Below are 15,265 nucleotides of genomic sequence, written 5' to 3'. Positions count from 1 at the left end.
TCGTGGTCTTGCCAGAAAACACTAAACGCTTTCAAAGCAAGGGCTCTTAGCTCAGTTGGTAGAGCAGCGGACTCTTAATCCGTAGGTCGAGTGTTCGAGTCACTCAGGGCCCACCACCAACACCAAAAATAGCGCGGTCTCCGCGCTATTTTTTCGTCAAAGCCTCCTCATGGTCTTCCTGAGGAGGCTTTTTCTTTGGCTGCTCCGATCACTGGATCGCTTCGGGCCCGGCTCCCCGTTGCGCGATCCACTCGTCGACGCAGCGCTCGAGCAGGTCGCGCCGCTCGCCCACCTCGGCCACCAGGTACTGGCGCGCATGCGTCTGCGCAAGTTCGCTCGACAGGAACCACTGCTCACGCTCCGGGCTTCCTTGCGCCGGCGGCGCTCCCCAGGCCGCGCTGCCGAGAAAGGCCTCGGTGACGGGCAACCGTCCATCGGTCTTGCCGATGTTCGACAACGCATCGCGCGAGCCGCCGAGGACGATGCGCACCTGCACCACCTCCTCGTCGGCATCGATCAATGCTCCGAGGCCGCCTGTCTTGTGCACCTGCCAGAGTTGCGCCGCAGAAGCGTTGCGAACCCAGCTATCCAATGCGCGCATCAAGCTTTCGAGGATGATCTTTCTGTTCATAGGAAATATTTCACGGTTTTGTTCATCACATGCAAGTCATCTTGCACCCAAGTTGCAAACGACACCGGTCCGGCATGGCATCTTGTACGCGCTGTCACGCAGCGCAACAAGAAAGACACAGGGACACCCACTCGAAGCCAGAAGGCTCGTTCGGCCCGCTCATGCGGGTATTTTTTTGCCTGGCCGCAGCCGGATTCGAAGCCAATGCACCGAGGCCACGGAATGCGTCCGGCCCCGGACCGCGCTTTCGGGCGTGAGCTATATTTCCTCCCATGGAAAAGGCGTCCGACATAGGCAAACCCACCGTCCCCATCGACCTGATCGGGCCGGACCACTGGCCACGCTCGAAGCGCGGCTCGGGCCGTGCAACCAAGGTGATCCTGGCCATCGTGGGCGGCCTGGCAGCAGCTGGCGTGATCGCCTATCGCTTCTTCGGCATCGGGCGCTGACCGCCTGGGCCCTCCCGCACGAGCAAAAGCCCGCTGTCTTGAGGACAGCGGGCTTTTTTCATGGGCGAAGGACCGGATCACGATCCCGCCCCTACTGAAGCCGCGAGCCCTTGGGCAGCCGCTTCGCCAGCCATTCGTGCACGTCCGCGCGGATGTTGCGACCTTCGAGCAGGAAGTTCTCGTAGCGGCTCGGCACGTAAGGCAGGTAGACCAGAGGCATCCCTGCCTCCTCCGGCGTGCGCGCGGCCTTGCGGTTGTTGCAGACCGCGCATGCGCTCACGAGATTGGTCCAGGTCCACGGACCTCCGCGCGACTCGGGCAGCACGTGCTCGCATTGCAGCTCGCGTTCGTGGAAGACGCCCGCGCAGTAGGCGCAGGTGTAGCGATCGCGGCGCAGCAGCTTGCTCTTGGTGACGCTCGGGATCACGTCGAAGAGATTGATCTTCGACGCACCGCGCAGCGCGATGATCGGAGCCACTTCGATGCGCGACTGCACACCGCGCGCCACATTGAAGCCGCCGCGCAGCGTGGCCAGCGGCAGGTCGCCGTCTTCCCAGGCGACCGAGCCGGTCGCGTAGTGCAACACCGCCTGCTCCAGCGAGATCCAGGCTTGCGGCGTGCCCTGAATATCGAGTTGCAGGACGTGAGGGTGCATGAATCGCCTCCTTTCGCGGCGATGGGTGCGAGGTTGACGAGCGAAACGCAGTCATGGGGTGCACGAACGGAATCGAACCGTCGTCAGCGGGACCACAACCCGCGGCTCTGCCATTGAGCTACGCGCACCATGAAGATGAAGAACAGGCGGGTGACCAGCTCACCACTCGCCGACCGCGCGAACGCGCTGGTCGAGATCGAGTGCTTCGAGCGGCGACTCGCGACTCTGCTCGCACGAGCTCGAGGAGCGCGTACCGGCCATGAGGCCGAAGCGCCGGGCCAGGGCCAGGCCCAGCACCGTGCCGCGCTCGCGCGGCTGTGCCGGGCGGACGGCGATCATCCGGATCGGGGTATTGCGCTTGCGCATGGCGGCTCCTCGGTGGTGTGACAGCTAAACGAAAAATGGCGAAGAAATGGCCCCACGTGCACGACTCGAACGTGCAACCCCTTGCTTCGTAGGCAAGTGCTCTGATCCATTGAGCTAACGCGGGTCGTAAACAAAAAGTATCCGGTTACGAGTTCCGGCGCCGCCCAATCTTTGCGGCCGGTTTCCGCGGGAGGACCATCTGCATGGCCCTGTCCCGCTCGGGTTCTGTTCTGTTGTCTTGTTCGAAAAACGGTGCCCCGCTTTCCATTTCGGTTGTGTCCTCACGCGACGGACAGCACGCTGGGCGCTGTCCCGTACGACGTCGCCGCACAGGAGTGATCAATTCCTGCACATCCCGCCAGACCGTCTACGCGGTGGGTTCTGGCGGTGTGGTGAAGGCACACCCGAAATAAAAAGCCAAAACAAAAGGCCCGGAACCTTGCGGTGTCCGGGCCTCCACATGAGAGAGCTTGGAAGGTGTGCGCCTATGCGCAACCTCCACCCGGCAGCACCTGATCCTCGACTTTTCCGAAACGCAGGCTGGCTGCGGCTTTCGTGGAATACGCGTGGTTCTGGTGCTGGTTCGATCGGACCGACGGCATGCCGCCGAAACCACCGCACGCCCAGACGCGCACGAGCGAGCGACCCGAGGCGGGTCGAATGCTGGTGAGGTTCAGTGCGGTGTTCACGATGGGTCCTGAGTCAAAAATTGCCGCTGTCGGCCGTTAGGGGTTGGAAAAAAGGTACGGCTTGGGGCCGCGATTGAGGGCAACTGTAAAGAGTGTTTACGACTGCGTCAACAACCGGGACAATCTTTTTTTGTCTTGTTGTTGTTTTTGAACAGTGCCCAATACCACCGTCGCGCGCCGCCGCAATGCGCTTGCGCTGCACCGCCGCTTTCTCGAAGAGGCCGTTGCCGCAGGTTTGCCAGCCAAGGGGCTGGACCAGGCGTTCGCGAAGAAGATCGAAATCTCCCCCAGCATGTGGAGCCAGATCAAGAGCTCCCGCCCCATCGGCGACAACCTGGCGAGGCAGATCGAAAGGCACTGCGGCGTCGAGTCCGGCTGGCTCGACAAGGAAGATCGCCCCAGCGAAGTGCCCGATGCAGCCGAAGAACGCTTCATCGCCGCCGCCCGCGAAGCATGGCGCGGCGCCAACGCCAAGGGAAAGAAGGAGCTCGCCGGCTGGCTGAAGAAACGGGCGCAGGACGCCGCTGCCGGCGGCGATCCCGCGTCCTGAAGAAGGCTCAGCCCAGCTCGGGCGCGTTGCGCACGATGGCCGCGCGCATGTCGTCCGGAATGGCAACGGCGCGATGGGTTTCGAGCGACGTGGTCACCAGCACCTGCTGCATCTGCATGCGGACTTCGCCGCTCACCGGTTCGAAGCAGCGCACCCGCAAGGTCATCGAGCGCGAACCCAGGCGCTCCACGGTCAGCCCCAAGGTCACCTGGTCGCCCATGCGGCTCACCGCGCGGAAATCTGCTTCGAGTTTCACGGTGGGCAGGCCGATGCGCCGCTGCGCCACCAGCCCGTGATAGCTGAGCCCCAGGCCTTCGTTCACCCAGTCCTCGACCAGGCCGTTGAGCATCACGAAGTACTGTGGATAGAAGACGATGCCCGCCGGATCGCAGTCCGAGAAGCGGATCAGCCGCGGCCTGCGGAACTCGTTGTTGCCGTCGGCCACGCTCAGCCCTCCTCGCCCGCCGGCTCGCCGCGCATCACGTGCACGCGCAGCAGGCCGAGCTGCGTGTGCAGTTGCTTGACCGTCTTCATGTCGAGCCCCGAGAACATCTCGAGAATCCACTGCTCGTGCTCGCTCGCCATGGTCTCGAAGGTGCGGCGGCCCGTGGGCGTGAGGCTCACGATCCACGCACGGCGGTCGTCGGGACTGGGCGAGCGTGCCACCATGCCTTCGCGCTCGAGCTCGTCCGTCAGGCCGGTGACGTTGCCGCCGGTCACCATCAGGTAGCGCGACAGCACGCGCATCTTCAGGCCGTCCTTGTAGCGGTAGAGCTGCGCCATGTAGTCGAAGCGCGCCAGCGAAATGCCGAATCGCTCGCGCAGCCGACGGCGGATCTCGGACTCGATCTGCGTGGTGCTGGCCAGCATGCGCAGCCACAGCTTGAGCACCGCGTGGTCGTCGTGGCCCGCGCGGGCCTCGTGGCCCAGCTCTTCCGCATCGCTCAGCACGGCATGCGAAGCGTCGTTGCGTGTCGTCATGTCACTTCTCCCCCTGAAACCGAAATCGACTGCCCGGTGACCGATGCGGCGCCCGCGCCGCACAGCCAGCGCACGGCATCGGCCACTTCGGCCGGCTGCACGATGCGCTTCTGCGGATTGACGCTGGAGAACTCCGCCAGCGCGTCGGCCTCGCTGCGCCCGGTCTTGCCGACCACGTTGGCGACGCTGTTGCGCAGGATGTCGGTGTCGGTATAGCCCGGGCACACGGCATTCACCGTGATGCCCTTTCGCGCCACCTCGAGCGCCAGCGAGCGCGTGAGCCCGATCACGCCATGCTTGGCCGCGGTGTAGGCCGCCACGTAGGCGTAGCCCTTCTGCCCCGCCGTGCTGGCGATGTTGACGATGCGGCCCCAGCCTGCATCGAGCATGTCCGGCAGCGCCGCCTGCGCGCACAGGAAGCTGCCGGTGAGGTTGACCGACAGCATCCGCTGCCACAGCTCGAACGAGGTCTTGAGGAAAGGCGCGCTCTCGGCCGCGCCCGCGTTGTTGACGAGCACCGCGACAGGCCCGCGCGCCGCCCGGGCCTCGGCGAACGCCGCCTGCACCGCCTCGGGGTTCGCCACGTCGGCGGCGGCCACTCCGTGCCCGCTCCCTGCGAGCGAATCGGCCACGCGCTGCAGCGCCTCGCGATCGCGCCCGAGCAATGTCAGGACAGCGCCTTCAGCAGCCAATGTGCGGGCGATCTCCGCCCCGATGCCGCGCGCCGCGCCGGTAACGAGCGCATGACGGCCAGTGAGTGAATTTGATTGCATACCTGAATGATTTAGTTATGAATCATTTTAGCGACCTGCGCCGGGCAGGTTGTCAGCGCATGAAACGGCCGCCATTGAGGTCCAGGGTCGCCCCGGTGATGAAGGCGGCCGCCGGAGAGGCAAGGTAGACGACAGCCGCAGCCACCTCCTCGGCCAGCCCGAAGCGGCCGAGCGGAATGCCGGCCTGCAGCGTCTGCCGCCGCGCGGACTCCATGGCGTCGAGCGCAGGGCTTCCGATTGCCGCCGGCGCCAGCGCATTCACCGTCACGCCGTGCGGCGCCAGTTCCTGCGCGAAGGAACGCGTCAGCGCCAGCAGACCCGCCTTGCTCGCCGCGTAGTGCACGCCCGTCGCGCTGCTGGCCTGCTGCCCGGCCATCGAGCTCAGGTTGACGATGCGGCCCCCGCCGCGCTCGTGCATGTGGCGCCCGGCGATGCGGCAGCCGAAGAAGCTGCCTCGCAGGTTGATGGCCAGCACGTCGTCCCACTCCCCGGGCGTGATGTCCCAGAGCGAGGTCGTCGGCGTGCGCGCCGCGTTGTTGACCATGATGTCGACGGCACCGAAATGCGCGACGGCCCTGTCGAAGCAGCCGGAAAACGCCGCCTCGTCACGCACGTCGAGCTGCAATGCGAGCCCGCCGATCTCCGCCGCAACGGCTTCAGCATTCGCGAGTTCGATGTCGGCCAGGGCCACGCGCGCCCCGGCCTCGCTCAATCCCCGCGCGATGGCGGCCCCCAGGCCCTGCCCCGCACCGGTCACGAACGCCACGCGTCCGGAGAGAGGGAGCAGCGCCGGCCTCGCCATCGTCTCAGGCCCTCGCGGGCCGTCCGTCCCAGGTCTGCGGCCCCACGCCGCGTTCGCGCAGCTTGAACTTCTGCACCTTGCCGTTCTCGGTGCGCGGCAGGTCGGCCAGCACGTCGATGTAACGCGGTACGGCGAAGTACGGCAGCCGGCCTTCGCAGAAGCGCGCGAGCTCGGCAGGGTCGATCGCCGCGCCCTCAAGAGCCACGAGCGCGGCCATCACCTCGTCTTCGGCGAGCTCCGAGCGCACCGGATACACGGCGCACGAAGCCACGCCCGGATGGCTAAGCAGCACCTGCTCGACCTCGAAGGACGAGATGTTCTCCCCTCGCCGGCGGATCGCGTCCTTGATGCGGTCGACGAAACGGAAGGCCCCGTCCGCATCGCGCACCACGCGGTCGCCTGTGTGGAACCAGAGATTGCGCCAGGCCTCGACGGTCTTCTCTGGCATGTTGAAGTAGCCGCTCGCGAAGGCATGGGGCTCGTCCGCACGCAACAGCAACTCGCCCGCCTCGCCGGCCGGTAGCTCCACGTCGTCCTCATCGGCCACGCGCGCCTGGAAGCCCGGGCGCAGCCAGCCCATCACGCCGCCGCGCGGCGAATCGGGCGCGGTGGCGATGGCGAAGTTGGTCTCGGTCGAGCCATAGCCCTCGAGCAGCGAAACGCCCGTGCGCGCCTTGAACGCGGCACCTGCGGCCGATGGCACGCCGGGCCCGAGGCCGGTGCGCACGCGATGGTCGCGCTCCCCTTCGCCCTCGGGCTGCGCCAGCAAAATCGGCACCATCGCGCCCAGCAGATAGACCACGGTCGCCCCGCTCGCGCGCATCGTCGGCCAGAAGCCCGAGGCCGAAAAGCGCGGCTCGAACACCACCTTGGCCCCCGTCAGCGAGGCCTGCGCGAATGTGTTGAGTGCGTTGATGTGGAACAGCGGCAGCGTGGTGCACAGCACGTCGTCGGCGCCGACTCCAAGCACTTCCGCGCTGTTCACGCCCCACCAGAAATACTGCGCGTGCGGGCAGACCACGCCCTTGGCGGGCCCCGTCGTGCCCGAGGTGTAGAGGATCGCGAGCGGGTCGCCGGGTTGCACCGCCGCGGGGGCGACTGGCTCGCCGCCCTTCGGGTAGGCCGCCACGCCCACGCCGGCCGGTGCCTGCCATGCACCGGCAGCCGCTTCGCCGACGACCCAGATCTCTCTCAGTCCGGTGCGCGCCAGGTCCGCCGTCGCGAGCCGCTCCAGAAAACCAGCCTCGATCACCAGCAGCTTCGCCTGGCTATTGGCAAGAAAGTATTCGATCTGCGGCCCCATTGACGCCGTGTTGACCGGCACCGTCGATGCACCCAGCCAGCCAGCCCCGAGAAAGCTCTCGAGAAACTCGACGCGATTGCCGCACATCACCGCGATGCGGTCGCCGCGTGCCACGCCGGCGGCAGCCAGTGCCCCCGCACGCACGGCCGCGACTTGCGCCGCATCGCGATGCGTCCACTCTCCGCCCGCAATGCGCAGCAGCGCGCGCGAGCCGAACAACCCGGCCTGCCGCTGCAGCATCGCCGGCAGCGTGCGCTGCGCGGGCGGCACGGCGCGCGGGTCATTCGTCATCGTGCGTGCCTCCGCCGAGGTAGGTGGCCTGCACCCGGGGGTCGCTCGCCAGTTCGGCCGAGGCCCCCGACAGCGCGATCTCGCCCGTCTCCAGCACGTAGCCTTCGTCCGAACTCTCGAGCGCCGCGCGCGCGTTCTGCTCCACCAGCAGGATCGAGACGCCGTCCTCCCGCAGCTTGCGCACGATGGCAAGAATGTCGCGCACGATCAGCGGCGCAAGACCCAGGCTGGGCTCGTCGAGCATCAGCAGGCGCGGAGCCGACATCAGCGCCCGCCCCACCGCCAGCATCTGCCGCTCGCCGCCCGATAGCGTGTCGGCGCGCTGGGCGCGGCGCTCGGCCAGCCGCGGAAAGCGGTCGTACACCGACTGCAGCCGCTTCTTCATCGCGTCGCCGCGCAGCCGCTTGGCATACGCGCCGAGCTGCAGGTTGTCGAGCACGGTGAGCTCGCCGAACAGCTCGCGCTTCTCGGGCACGAGGCACAGGCCGCGCTCCACGCGCGCCTCCACGTCGAGCCCCTGCAGGTCCTCGCCCTCGAAGCGCAGCGTGCCCTTGCAAGGCAGCAGGCCCATGGCGGCGGCCAGCAGCGTGGTCTTGCCCGCGCCGTTCGGGCCGATCACCGAGATGATCTGCCCCGGCTGCAGGTCGAGCGACACGCCCCGCACTGCCTCGACCTGCCCGTAGGACACGTGCAGGTCCCCAATCTCCAGCATCGCGGTCATACGACGCTCCCCAGGTAGGCAGCCTGCACGCGCTCGTCCGCGCGCACCGCCGAGGGCACGCCCTCCACGAGCTTGGAGCCGAAGTTCATCACCACCAGCCTGTCCACCAGTTTCATCACGAAGTCCATGTCGTGCTCGACGATGAGGATGGTCACGCCCTCCTCGCGCAGCTTGCGCAGCAGGTCGCCGAGCGCCATCTTTTCCTTGCGCCGCAGGCCGGCGGCGGGCTCGTCGAGCACCAGCAGCACCGGGTCGGCGGCCAGCGCGCGCGCAATCTCGAGGATGCGCTGCGTGCCCAGCGGCAGGCTGCCCGCCTGCTCGTGCGCCCGGTCGCCCAGGCCGATGCGGTCGAGCTGGCGCTGCGCCTCCTGCAGGATCTGCTGCTCCTCCGTGCGGTCGAGCCGCAGCCCCGCCTTCAGGATGCCCGAGCGCGTGCGCGAATGCGCGCCCAGCGCCACGTTGTCGAGCAGGCTCATGTGCGGCCGCAGCTTCACGTGCTGGAAGGTGCGCGCCAGCCCCAGCCGCGCCACCTCGCGCTGCGGCATGCCGGCGATGTCGTGGTCGAGGAAGCGCACCTTGCCCGCGCTCATCGACAGCGTGCAGGTCAGCAGATTGAACATGGTCGACTTGCCCGCGCCGTTGGGCCCGATCAGGCCGACGATCTCGCCGGCCTTCACGTCGAAGCTCACGTCGTTCACCGCCACCAGCCCGCCGAAGCGCTTGACCGCGCCGTTCACCGACAGCACCGGCGAGCCGCGAGCGGGCAGCGTGCGGTGCAGCAGCGGCTCGACCGCCGGGCCCTCGTGGCGCGAAGGCCCGCGCGTGCCGCCGCGGCGGTTCGTCCAGCGGCGCAGCAGCCCCATCACCCCGCCGCGAGCGAAGTGCAGCAGCAGGATGAAGAGCGCCGCGAAGGCCACCGCCTCCAGCTGGCCCGCGCGTTGGGTCAGCATGGGCAGCACGTCCTGCAGGCTGTTCTTCAGCACCAGCACCAGCGCGGCGCCCACCAGCGCGCCCGCCAGCTGGCCGAGCCCGCCGGCCACGGCCATCAGCAGGTACTCGATGCTGGCGCGCACGTCGAACGGCGACGGGCTCACGAAGCGGTTCATGTGCGCATAGAGCCAGCCAGCCAGCCCCGCGAGCAGGGCCGCCGTGACGAACAGCGAGAGCCGCACGCGATACGCATCCGCCCCCACGCTCGCCAGCAGCGTCGCGCCGCCGCGCAGACCGCGAATGGCGCGCCCCGGCCGCGACTGCAGCAGGTTGTGGCTGAACAGGCAGGCCAACCCCACCACCACCCAGATCAGGCAGTACATCGCGCGCGGATCGGCCAGCGACCAGCCCGCGATCTGCAACGGCGGAATGTTCGACAGGCCCGTGTGCCGGCCCAGTGCGTCGACGTTGCCGAACAGCATCGCGATCGACAGCCCCCAGGCGATGGTGCTCAGCGGCAGGAAGTGCCCACCCAGTCGCAGCGTGAGCATGCCGATGGCCAGCGCCGACAGCCCCGTGAGCAGCAGCGCGAACAGCAGCCCCACCCAGGGAGACATGCCCTGCGTGGTCGTGAGCCACGCGGTCGCGTAGGCCGCGATGCCCACGAAGGCCGCCTGCCCGAAGGATGTCGCGCCGCCCACGCCGGTCAGCAGCACGAGGCCCAACGCCACGAGCGCGCCGATTCCGATGTCGTTGAGCAGCGAGACGGTGAAGCTGCCCGCGAACACCGGCACCAGCGCCAGCACGACGACGAGCCCGGCGACCAGTACCTTGCGTTTGTTGTTGCTGTTGCCGGCGCTCATTGGTCCACCTCCTCTTCTTCCTCTTCGGCATGCGCGGCCATGAAGGAGCGCAGCATCAGCACCGGTATCAGCAGGCTGAACACGATCACGTCCTTCAGCGCGCCGCTCCAGAACGAGGCGAAGCTTTCCACCACGCCGACCGCGAGCGCGCCCAGTGCCGTCATCGGGTAGCTCACGAGGCCGCCGATGATTGCGGCCACGAAGGCCTTCAGGCCGATGATGAAGCCCGAGTCGTAGTACATCGTCGTCACCGGTGCGATCAGCACGCCGATCAGCCCCGCCAGCAGCGAGGCGCAGCCATACGCCAGCAGCGCGGTACGCACCGGCCGGATGCCGACCAGCCGCGCGCCCACCCGGTTCACCGCCGTGGCGCGCAGCGCCTTGCCGGCCACCGTGCGCTCGAACACCAGGAAGAACAGGCCGCTCAGCACGATGGCCGCTCCCACCATCAGCACCACCTGCCCGCTGACGGTGAAGCCTTCGCCCAGCGTGAAGACGGCGCTGGTCAGCGGCGTCGTACGCGAGCCCTCGGGCCCGAAGAACAGCAGGCCCAGGCCCGACAGCAGGAAGTGCAGCGCCAGCGACACGATCAGCAGCACCAGCACCGAGGCATCCGCGATCGGCTGGAACACCACCCGCGCGAGCAGCGGTGCGATGGGCACCACCAGCAGCACCGCCACCGCGATGTGCACCGCCACGGGCACGCCGGGCCGCGCCGCCAGCCATGCCAGCACGCACGGGATGGCGGGCAGCACGCCCCAGGTCAGCACCGCCTTCGGAATGCGCGCGGCCTCGCCGCGCCGCAGCAGGCTGCCGATCTCGGTGACCAGCGCCAGGGCCGCCAGCGTGGCGACCATGCCGATGGTCGGCGGGACGCGGCCGGTCTCGAAGGCCGCGAGCGACAGCGCCGCGAAGGCCGCGATGTCGCCGAAGGGCACGAACACCACCCGCGTGACGGAGAAGATCAGCACCAGCCCGAGCCCGGCCAGCAGGTAGATCGCACCGTTGGCCAGGCCGTCGGTGATCAGGATCAGGGCTACGTCCCACGTCATCGCGCGGCCCTCCGGAAAGTCGATTGCATGAGGTTCAAGGTGCGAGCTTCCATTGGCCGTTGTCGAGCTTGACGATCACCCGGGCGCGTTCGTCCACGCCGTAGAGGCTGCCGGGCTTGAAGGTGTAGACGCCGTGCGTGCCCACCACTTCCTTCGTGCTGAAGATGGCGTCGCGCAGCGCCACGCGGAACTCGGGCGTGCCCGGCTCGGCCTTCTTCATCGCGCGCGAGGCGGCATCGGCGAACACAAGCCAGCCGTCGAAGGAATAGGCCGAGAAGGCATCGCTGGTCGGCGCGTTGTTGACCTTCTGGAACACGGCGCGGAAATCGGTCGCGATCTTCTTGGTCGGGTACTCGTCCGGCAGCTGCTCGGCCACGATCACCGGGCCGGTGGGCATCAGCGCGTTCTGGCCGGCCGCGCCGACCACGCGCACGAAGTCGGGGTTGATGAGACCGTGCTGGCCGTACACGCCGCCCTTGAAGCCGCGCTCCTGCAGTGCCAGGAACGGCAGCGCGCCCGGCGTGCCGGCGCCGCCTGTCATCACCGCATCGGGGCGCAGCGCCACGATCTTCAGCACCTGTCCCGTCACCGACGCGTCGGAACGCGCGTAGCGCTCGTTGCTCACCACCTTGATGCCGGCGCCGGGCGCAGCCTTCGTCAGCGCCTCGTACACCAGGTCGCCCCAGGCGTCGGAGAAGCCGATGTAGCCCACCGTCTTCACGTTGTTGCGCTTCATGCGCTCGACCACCGCGTCGATCATGAGCTGCGTGGGCTGCGCCACCGTCATCACCCACGGGTTCTCGTTGGGGTCGAGCAGGATGGGCGTGAGGCCGATCATCGGCGTCTTCGCCTCCTTGCCGACCTGCGCCATCGCGATGGCGGCGGGCACGCCCGAAGTGCCCATGAGCACGTCCACCTTCTCTTCCTCGATCAGCTTGCGCGCGTTGCGCCCGGCCGTGGTGGGGTCGGAGCCGTCGTCGAGCACTACCAGCTGGATCTTGCGGCCGTTCACTTCGGGCTTGTAGGCCAGCGCGGCCTGCATGCCCTTGGCGTAGGGCACGCCCAGCGAGGAGTTCGGCCCCGACAGCGACACGCTCAGGCCGACCTTCAGGTCGGCGGCGATGGCGCTGGCAATGCCACAGGCGGTCAGCGCGGCGGCAAGGGTGCCGCGCGTCAAGGTCTGCATCAGGCTCTTCATGTCGTAGCTCCGGTGAGGATTGTTGGAATGGACAGAGGTGGGTGGGTAACTCAGATGAACAACTGGATGGCCGGCAGGGCACGCCCCGCGTTGAGCAGGTCGACGCGCTTCTCGCGGATCAGCCAGCCGGTGGATGTGCGAACGAGGTGATGGCGTGCCGTGCCGCTCAGCAGGATCTGGCCTTCGCCGCGCGCCTCGACGTAGAGGAACGGCGTGCGCAGCCACGCCTCGTCGCCCTCCTCGCGCTCCACGCGCGAGGGCTGCAGCACGTGCTGGCTGTGGCTCGCGGGGTGTTGCGAATGCGCGCGCGGGTTCTTCAGTCGATCCACCCGCAGCTGCAGCAGCAGCCGATCTTCATAGGCCAGCGAGTTGTGCGAGAACGGATCGGCCTGCGCCGCGCCGAGCAGCGGCACCCAGTAGTGGCCGTCTTCCGCGAACAGGGCCAGCCAGTCGTCGAAGCGGCGCTCGTCGAGCAGCGCCGCCTCGTGGGCGACGAAATCACGCGGGTCCGTCATGCCGCGGCCTCCATGCCTGCCGCCATGGCCTTGGCCCAGGCGCGGAACTGGTTGCGCATCAGCAACTCGTTGGTGCCGTTGGTGGTGATCGTGGACTGCTGCTTCTCGGCCGGATCGAAGTTGCGATGCAGACTCACCCATTCGTTGCCGCCGGCGCGCAGGCCCTGCTGGATGCTCTCGAACAGGTGCACGTCGTCGTGCGCGACCACCGACATCGGCGAGAACACGAGCCGGTTGTAGCTCATGGCCCGCTCGAAGAGCAACGCGGGCGCGCCGGCCGCGCGGAAGCTCCAGGCCTCGATCAGCGTGCGGTCGGCCGCCAGCGGACGGATCACGCGAATGGCCTGCGGCGAACCCTTGATCGACAGGCTCGGGAAGAAGACGGAGTTCTGCGGCGAGCGCTGCAGGATCTCCGCAGCGCGCTCCTCGCCGTGCGCGGCGCGCATCGCGGCCTCGTACTCGGGCAGCTGCGCGTAGTTGGAGTGGATGCTGAAGTTCACTCCCAGCACGCTGTGGCCGTTGGCGAACACGCGCCCGCCCATCCTGTCGAAGAATTCGTAGCCCGAGCCGAAGGGCAGGATCTGCTCCATCGCCATCGGCTTCGGGTCGGAAGGCGAATGGCCTTCCCACAGCGCCTCGGCCGCCTTGGTGGCCGACTCGTGCGTGGACATCGGATGCACCGTGTCGTTGATGTTCTCGAGGTACATCTTCCAGTTGCAGTGGACGATGTTGCGCAACACACCGCCGCCCACCGTGAGCCGGCCTTCGGGCGAGCGGTCGACCATGTTGTCGAGCGCGCCCAGCACCTCGCCGAAGTAGTCCTCGAACGAGGGGCCGGTGTCCGACAGCCGCACGAAGACGAAGTCACGGTACACCTTCACGTTCCTGACCACCGACAGCCCCTGCCCCGACTCGCAGGCCTTGAGCTGCGTGCCCTCGTAGCCGTTCTTCAGTGGCAGACCGAGCGGCGCGCCGTCGAGCTTGTAGGTCCATGCGTGATACGGGCAGCGGAAGAAGCGGCCGGTGTTGCCGCACTCGTCCGTCACCAGCTGCGTGCCCTTGTGGGCGCAGCGGTTGTAGAGCACGTGCACATCGCCGTCGGGCTGGCGCACCATGATCAGCGGCCGCCCCGCGATCTCCTGCGTGACGAAGTCGCCGGCCTGCGGCACCTGGCTCGCATGGCCCAGGAAGACCCAGGTGCCGGCGAACAGGTGCTCCTGCTCCAGCGCGAAGAGCTCCTCGCTGAGGTACAGGTCGCGGTGCACCCGGTCGTCCTGCACCAGCGCCGCGACGAGATCGGGGCGGTTGCGGTAGGTGGTCATGGTGGTGAGCTCTGTGGCTGGACGGGCGCTACGGCACCAGCTTCCACTGGCCTTTGGCCATCTGCACGATGACCACGCCGCGCTGGTCGGAACCGTAGCGGTCGTCGGGCTTGAAGGTGTAGACGCCGTGCGTGCCCACCAACTCCTTCGTGCTCACGATCGCGTCGCGCAGCGCCGTGCGGTAGGCCGGCGTGCCCGGCTCGCCCTTGGCGCGCGAGGCCGCGTCGGCCAGCAGCAGGTAGGCGTCGTAGGTGTACGACGAGAAGGCATCTGTCGGCACCGCGCCGTTGAGCTTCTGGTAGGCGTTGCGAAAGCCCATCGACACCTTCTTGATCGGGTTGGTGTCGGGCAGCTGGTCGGCCACCAGCACCGGGCCGCTGGGCACCTGCAGGCCCTCGATGGAAGCACCGCCCACGCGCACGAAGTCGGCGTTGATGAGGCCGTGCGTGCCGTAGATCTTTCCCTTGTAGCCACGGTCGGCCAGCGCGATGTACGGCAGCGCGCCCGGCGTGCCGGAGTTGCCGGCGAACACCGCGTCGGGCCGCGCTGCGACGATCTTCAGCACCTGTCCGGCCACCGACGAATCGCTGCGCGCGTAGCGCTCGTTCGCCACCACCTTGATGCCGGCGGCGTCGGCGCTCTTGACCAGCGAGTCGTAGGCCAGGTCGCCCAGCGCGTCGGAGAAGCCGATGAAGGCCACCGTCTTCACGCCCGACTTCTTCATGCGATCGACCACGCCCGCCACCATGAGCTGGAAGGGCTGCGACACCGTCACCGTCCACGCGCCCTCGGGGCCGGGAATGGTCACCGGCGTGGGCGAGATCAGCGGCGTGTTGAGCTCGCGCGCCACCGAGGCGATGGCCATCGCGCCCGGCACGCCCGAGGTGCCGATGAGCACGTCGACCTTGTCCTCGGTCACCAGCTTGCGCGCGTTGCGGCCGGCGGTGGTGGGATCGGATGCGTCGTCGAGCACGATGAGCTGCACCTTGCGCCCGGCGATCTCCGGACGCTCCGCGATGGCGGCGCGGATGCCCTTCTCGTACGGCACGCCCAGCGCGGCCACCGGCCCCGAGAGCGAGCTGATGAAGCCGATCTTCAGGTCGGCGGCCATGGCCTGCGCCGCGGCCAGTGCGACGGCAGTGGCGGCGAGGATGCGGGTGATCTTTTTCATTGG

18 protein-coding genes and 3 tRNA genes are annotated in these 15,265 nt (G+C 68.0%); 3 read left to right on the top strand and 18 right to left on the bottom strand.

The genetic code is table 11. The features are described 5' to 3' along the window. Positions 1-40 precede the first annotated feature (40 nt). Positions 41-116: transfer RNA gene (locus BMY35_RS12260), tRNA-Lys, on the top strand. A 92-nt stretch (positions 117-208) separates the two neighbouring features. Here the strand turns inward: BMY35_RS12260 and BMY35_RS12255 are convergent. Next, positions 209-631 (bottom strand): hypothetical protein, encoded by a 423-nt coding sequence (locus tag BMY35_RS12255; RefSeq protein WP_093198794.1) that lies wholly within the window; start codon positions 629-631, stop codon positions 209-211. Between the two features lie 272 nt (positions 632-903). On the opposite strand from BMY35_RS12255, the gene BMY35_RS38285 reads away from it, so the two are divergent. Next, positions 904-1,080, top strand: a complete 177-nt coding sequence (locus BMY35_RS38285; protein ID WP_170217099.1) for a hypothetical protein — start codon at positions 904-906, stop codon at positions 1,078-1,080. Positions 1,081-1,171: 91 nt separating this feature from the next. Here the strand turns inward: BMY35_RS38285 and BMY35_RS12250 are convergent, their stop codons facing one another. The 5 genes from BMY35_RS12250 to BMY35_RS37655 all read right to left on the bottom strand — a co-directional run bounded on the left by BMY35_RS12250 (position 1,172) and on the right by BMY35_RS37655 (position 2,790). After that, positions 1,172-1,735, bottom strand: a complete 564-nt coding sequence (locus tag BMY35_RS12250) for an HNH endonuclease (RefSeq protein WP_093198792.1) — start codon at positions 1,733-1,735, stop codon at positions 1,172-1,174. A 54-nt stretch (positions 1,736-1,789) separates the two neighbouring features. Further along, a tRNA-His gene (locus BMY35_RS12245) sits at positions 1,790-1,863 on the bottom strand. A 31-nt stretch (positions 1,864-1,894) separates the two neighbouring features. Next, on the bottom strand, positions 1,895-2,101 hold the full coding sequence (locus BMY35_RS12240; protein WP_093198789.1) for a short-chain dehydrogenase: 207 nt from the start codon (positions 2,099-2,101) through the stop codon (positions 1,895-1,897). 47 nt (positions 2,102-2,148) lie between these two features. Continuing rightward, positions 2,149-2,225 (bottom strand) — tRNA-Arg (locus BMY35_RS12235). A 361-nt stretch (positions 2,226-2,586) separates the two neighbouring features. Further along, complete coding sequence (locus tag BMY35_RS37655; protein ID WP_126470589.1) at positions 2,587-2,790, bottom strand: hypothetical protein; 204 nt, start codon at positions 2,788-2,790, stop codon at positions 2,587-2,589. Positions 2,791-2,944: 154 nt separating this feature from the next. On the opposite strand from BMY35_RS37655, the gene BMY35_RS12230 reads away from it, so the two are divergent. Continuing rightward, positions 2,945-3,340 (top strand): hypothetical protein, encoded by a 396-nt coding sequence (locus tag BMY35_RS12230; protein WP_093198787.1) that lies wholly within the window; start codon positions 2,945-2,947, stop codon positions 3,338-3,340. 7 nt (positions 3,341-3,347) lie between these two features. On the opposite strand, the gene BMY35_RS12225 is transcribed toward BMY35_RS12230, so the two are convergent. The 12 genes from BMY35_RS12225 to BMY35_RS12170 are packed head-to-tail and all read right to left on the bottom strand — an operon-like array spanning position 3,348 to position 15,262. Beyond that, the gene (locus BMY35_RS12225; RefSeq protein ID WP_093198784.1) at positions 3,348-3,785 is read right to left on the bottom strand and encodes an acyl-CoA thioesterase; all 438 of its coding nucleotides are present in this window, start codon (positions 3,783-3,785) and stop codon (positions 3,348-3,350) included. A 2-nt stretch (positions 3,786-3,787) separates the two neighbouring features. Continuing rightward, on the bottom strand, positions 3,788-4,321 hold the full coding sequence (locus tag BMY35_RS12220; RefSeq protein WP_093198782.1) for a MarR family winged helix-turn-helix transcriptional regulator: 534 nt from the start codon (positions 4,319-4,321) through the stop codon (positions 3,788-3,790). Beyond that, positions 4,318-5,094 carry an SDR family NAD(P)-dependent oxidoreductase gene (locus BMY35_RS12215; protein ID WP_093198779.1) on the bottom strand — a complete coding sequence of 259 codons (777 nt, stop codon included), beginning with the start codon at positions 5,092-5,094 and terminating at the stop codon, positions 4,318-4,320. The genes BMY35_RS12220 and BMY35_RS12215 overlap by 4 nt, the downstream gene beginning before the upstream one ends. A 52-nt stretch (positions 5,095-5,146) precedes the next feature. Beyond that, complete coding sequence (locus BMY35_RS12210; protein WP_093198776.1) at positions 5,147-5,896, bottom strand: SDR family NAD(P)-dependent oxidoreductase; 750 nt, start codon at positions 5,894-5,896, stop codon at positions 5,147-5,149. Positions 5,897-5,900: 4 nt separating this feature from the next. Continuing rightward, a complete protein-coding gene (locus BMY35_RS12205; protein WP_093198774.1) occupies positions 5,901-7,490 on the bottom strand; it encodes an ATP-dependent acyl-CoA ligase in 1,590 nt (529 codons plus the stop codon). Beyond that, a complete protein-coding gene (locus BMY35_RS12200) occupies positions 7,480-8,211 on the bottom strand; it encodes an ABC transporter ATP-binding protein (RefSeq protein WP_093198771.1) in 732 nt (243 codons plus the stop codon). Before BMY35_RS12200 ends, BMY35_RS12205 begins: the two co-directional genes overlap by 11 nt. Beyond that, positions 8,208-10,004, bottom strand: coding sequence for a branched-chain amino acid ABC transporter ATP-binding protein/permease (locus BMY35_RS12195; RefSeq protein ID WP_093198769.1), 1,797 nt, complete (start codon positions 10,002-10,004; stop codon positions 8,208-8,210). Before BMY35_RS12195 ends, BMY35_RS12200 begins: the two co-directional genes overlap by 4 nt. Next, positions 10,001-11,056, bottom strand: a complete 1,056-nt coding sequence (locus BMY35_RS12190) for a branched-chain amino acid ABC transporter permease (protein WP_093198766.1) — start codon at positions 11,054-11,056, stop codon at positions 10,001-10,003. The genes BMY35_RS12195 and BMY35_RS12190 overlap by 4 nt, the downstream gene beginning before the upstream one ends. Before the next feature lie 34 nt (positions 11,057-11,090). Continuing rightward, a complete protein-coding gene (locus tag BMY35_RS12185; protein ID WP_093198763.1) occupies positions 11,091-12,254 on the bottom strand; it encodes an ABC transporter substrate-binding protein in 1,164 nt (387 codons plus the stop codon). 50 nt (positions 12,255-12,304) lie between these two features. Further along, positions 12,305-12,769, bottom strand: a complete 465-nt coding sequence (locus tag BMY35_RS12180) for an aromatic-ring-hydroxylating dioxygenase subunit beta (RefSeq protein WP_093198761.1) — start codon at positions 12,767-12,769, stop codon at positions 12,305-12,307. Beyond that, on the bottom strand, positions 12,766-14,091 hold the full coding sequence (locus BMY35_RS12175) for an aromatic ring-hydroxylating dioxygenase subunit alpha (protein ID WP_093198759.1): 1,326 nt from the start codon (positions 14,089-14,091) through the stop codon (positions 12,766-12,768). Before BMY35_RS12175 ends, BMY35_RS12180 begins: the two co-directional genes overlap by 4 nt. A gap of 28 nt (positions 14,092-14,119) precedes the next feature. Next, complete coding sequence (locus BMY35_RS12170) at positions 14,120-15,262, bottom strand: ABC transporter substrate-binding protein (RefSeq protein WP_093198757.1); 1,143 nt, start codon at positions 15,260-15,262, stop codon at positions 14,120-14,122. Positions 15,263-15,265: the final 3 nt, after the last annotated feature.

The organism is Variovorax sp. YR750 (assembly GCF_900109805.1).
In the GTDB taxonomy this organism is placed as follows: domain Bacteria; phylum Pseudomonadota; class Gammaproteobacteria; order Burkholderiales; family Burkholderiaceae_C; genus Variovorax; species Variovorax gossypii.
Note: the sequence above shows the minus strand (reverse complement) of the source record. Positions and strands in the feature narration are given on the sequence as shown.

Coding starts and splice junctions, on each gene's coding strand:
- BMY35_RS12255 (WP_093198794.1), bottom strand. CDS start 631: ATGAACAGAAAGATCATCCTCGAAAGCTTGATGCGCGCATTGGATAGC.
- BMY35_RS38285 (WP_170217099.1), top strand. CDS start 904: ATGGAAAAGGCGTCCGACATAGGCAAACCCACCGTCCCCATCGACCTG.
- BMY35_RS12250 (WP_093198792.1), bottom strand. CDS start 1,735: ATGCACCCTCACGTCCTGCAACTCGATATTCAGGGCACGCCGCAAGCC.
- BMY35_RS12240 (WP_093198789.1), bottom strand. CDS start 2,101: ATGCGCAAGCGCAATACCCCGATCCGGATGATCGCCGTCCGCCCGGCA.
- BMY35_RS12220 (WP_093198782.1), bottom strand. CDS start 4,321: ATGACGACACGCAACGACGCTTCGCATGCCGTGCTGAGCGATGCGGAA.
- BMY35_RS12215 (WP_093198779.1), bottom strand. CDS start 5,094: ATGCAATCAAATTCACTCACTGGCCGTCATGCGCTCGTTACCGGCGCG.
- BMY35_RS12210 (WP_093198776.1), bottom strand. CDS start 5,896: ATGGCGAGGCCGGCGCTGCTCCCTCTCTCCGGACGCGTGGCGTTCGTG.
- BMY35_RS12205 (WP_093198774.1), bottom strand. CDS start 7,490: ATGACGAATGACCCGCGCGCCGTGCCGCCCGCGCAGCGCACGCTGCCG.
- BMY35_RS12200 (WP_093198771.1), bottom strand. CDS start 8,211: ATGACCGCGATGCTGGAGATTGGGGACCTGCACGTGTCCTACGGGCAG.
- BMY35_RS12195 (WP_093198769.1), bottom strand. CDS start 10,004: ATGAGCGCCGGCAACAGCAACAACAAACGCAAGGTACTGGTCGCCGGG.
- BMY35_RS12190 (WP_093198766.1), bottom strand. CDS start 11,056: ATGACGTGGGACGTAGCCCTGATCCTGATCACCGACGGCCTGGCCAAC.
- BMY35_RS12185 (WP_093198763.1), bottom strand. CDS start 12,254: ATGAAGAGCCTGATGCAGACCTTGACGCGCGGCACCCTTGCCGCCGCG.
- BMY35_RS12180 (WP_093198761.1), bottom strand. CDS start 12,769: ATGACGGACCCGCGTGATTTCGTCGCCCACGAGGCGGCGCTGCTCGAC.
- BMY35_RS12175 (WP_093198759.1), bottom strand. CDS start 14,091: ATGACCACCTACCGCAACCGCCCCGATCTCGTCGCGGCGCTGGTGCAG.
- BMY35_RS12170 (WP_093198757.1), bottom strand. CDS start 15,262: ATGAAAAAGATCACCCGCATCCTCGCCGCCACTGCCGTCGCACTGGCC.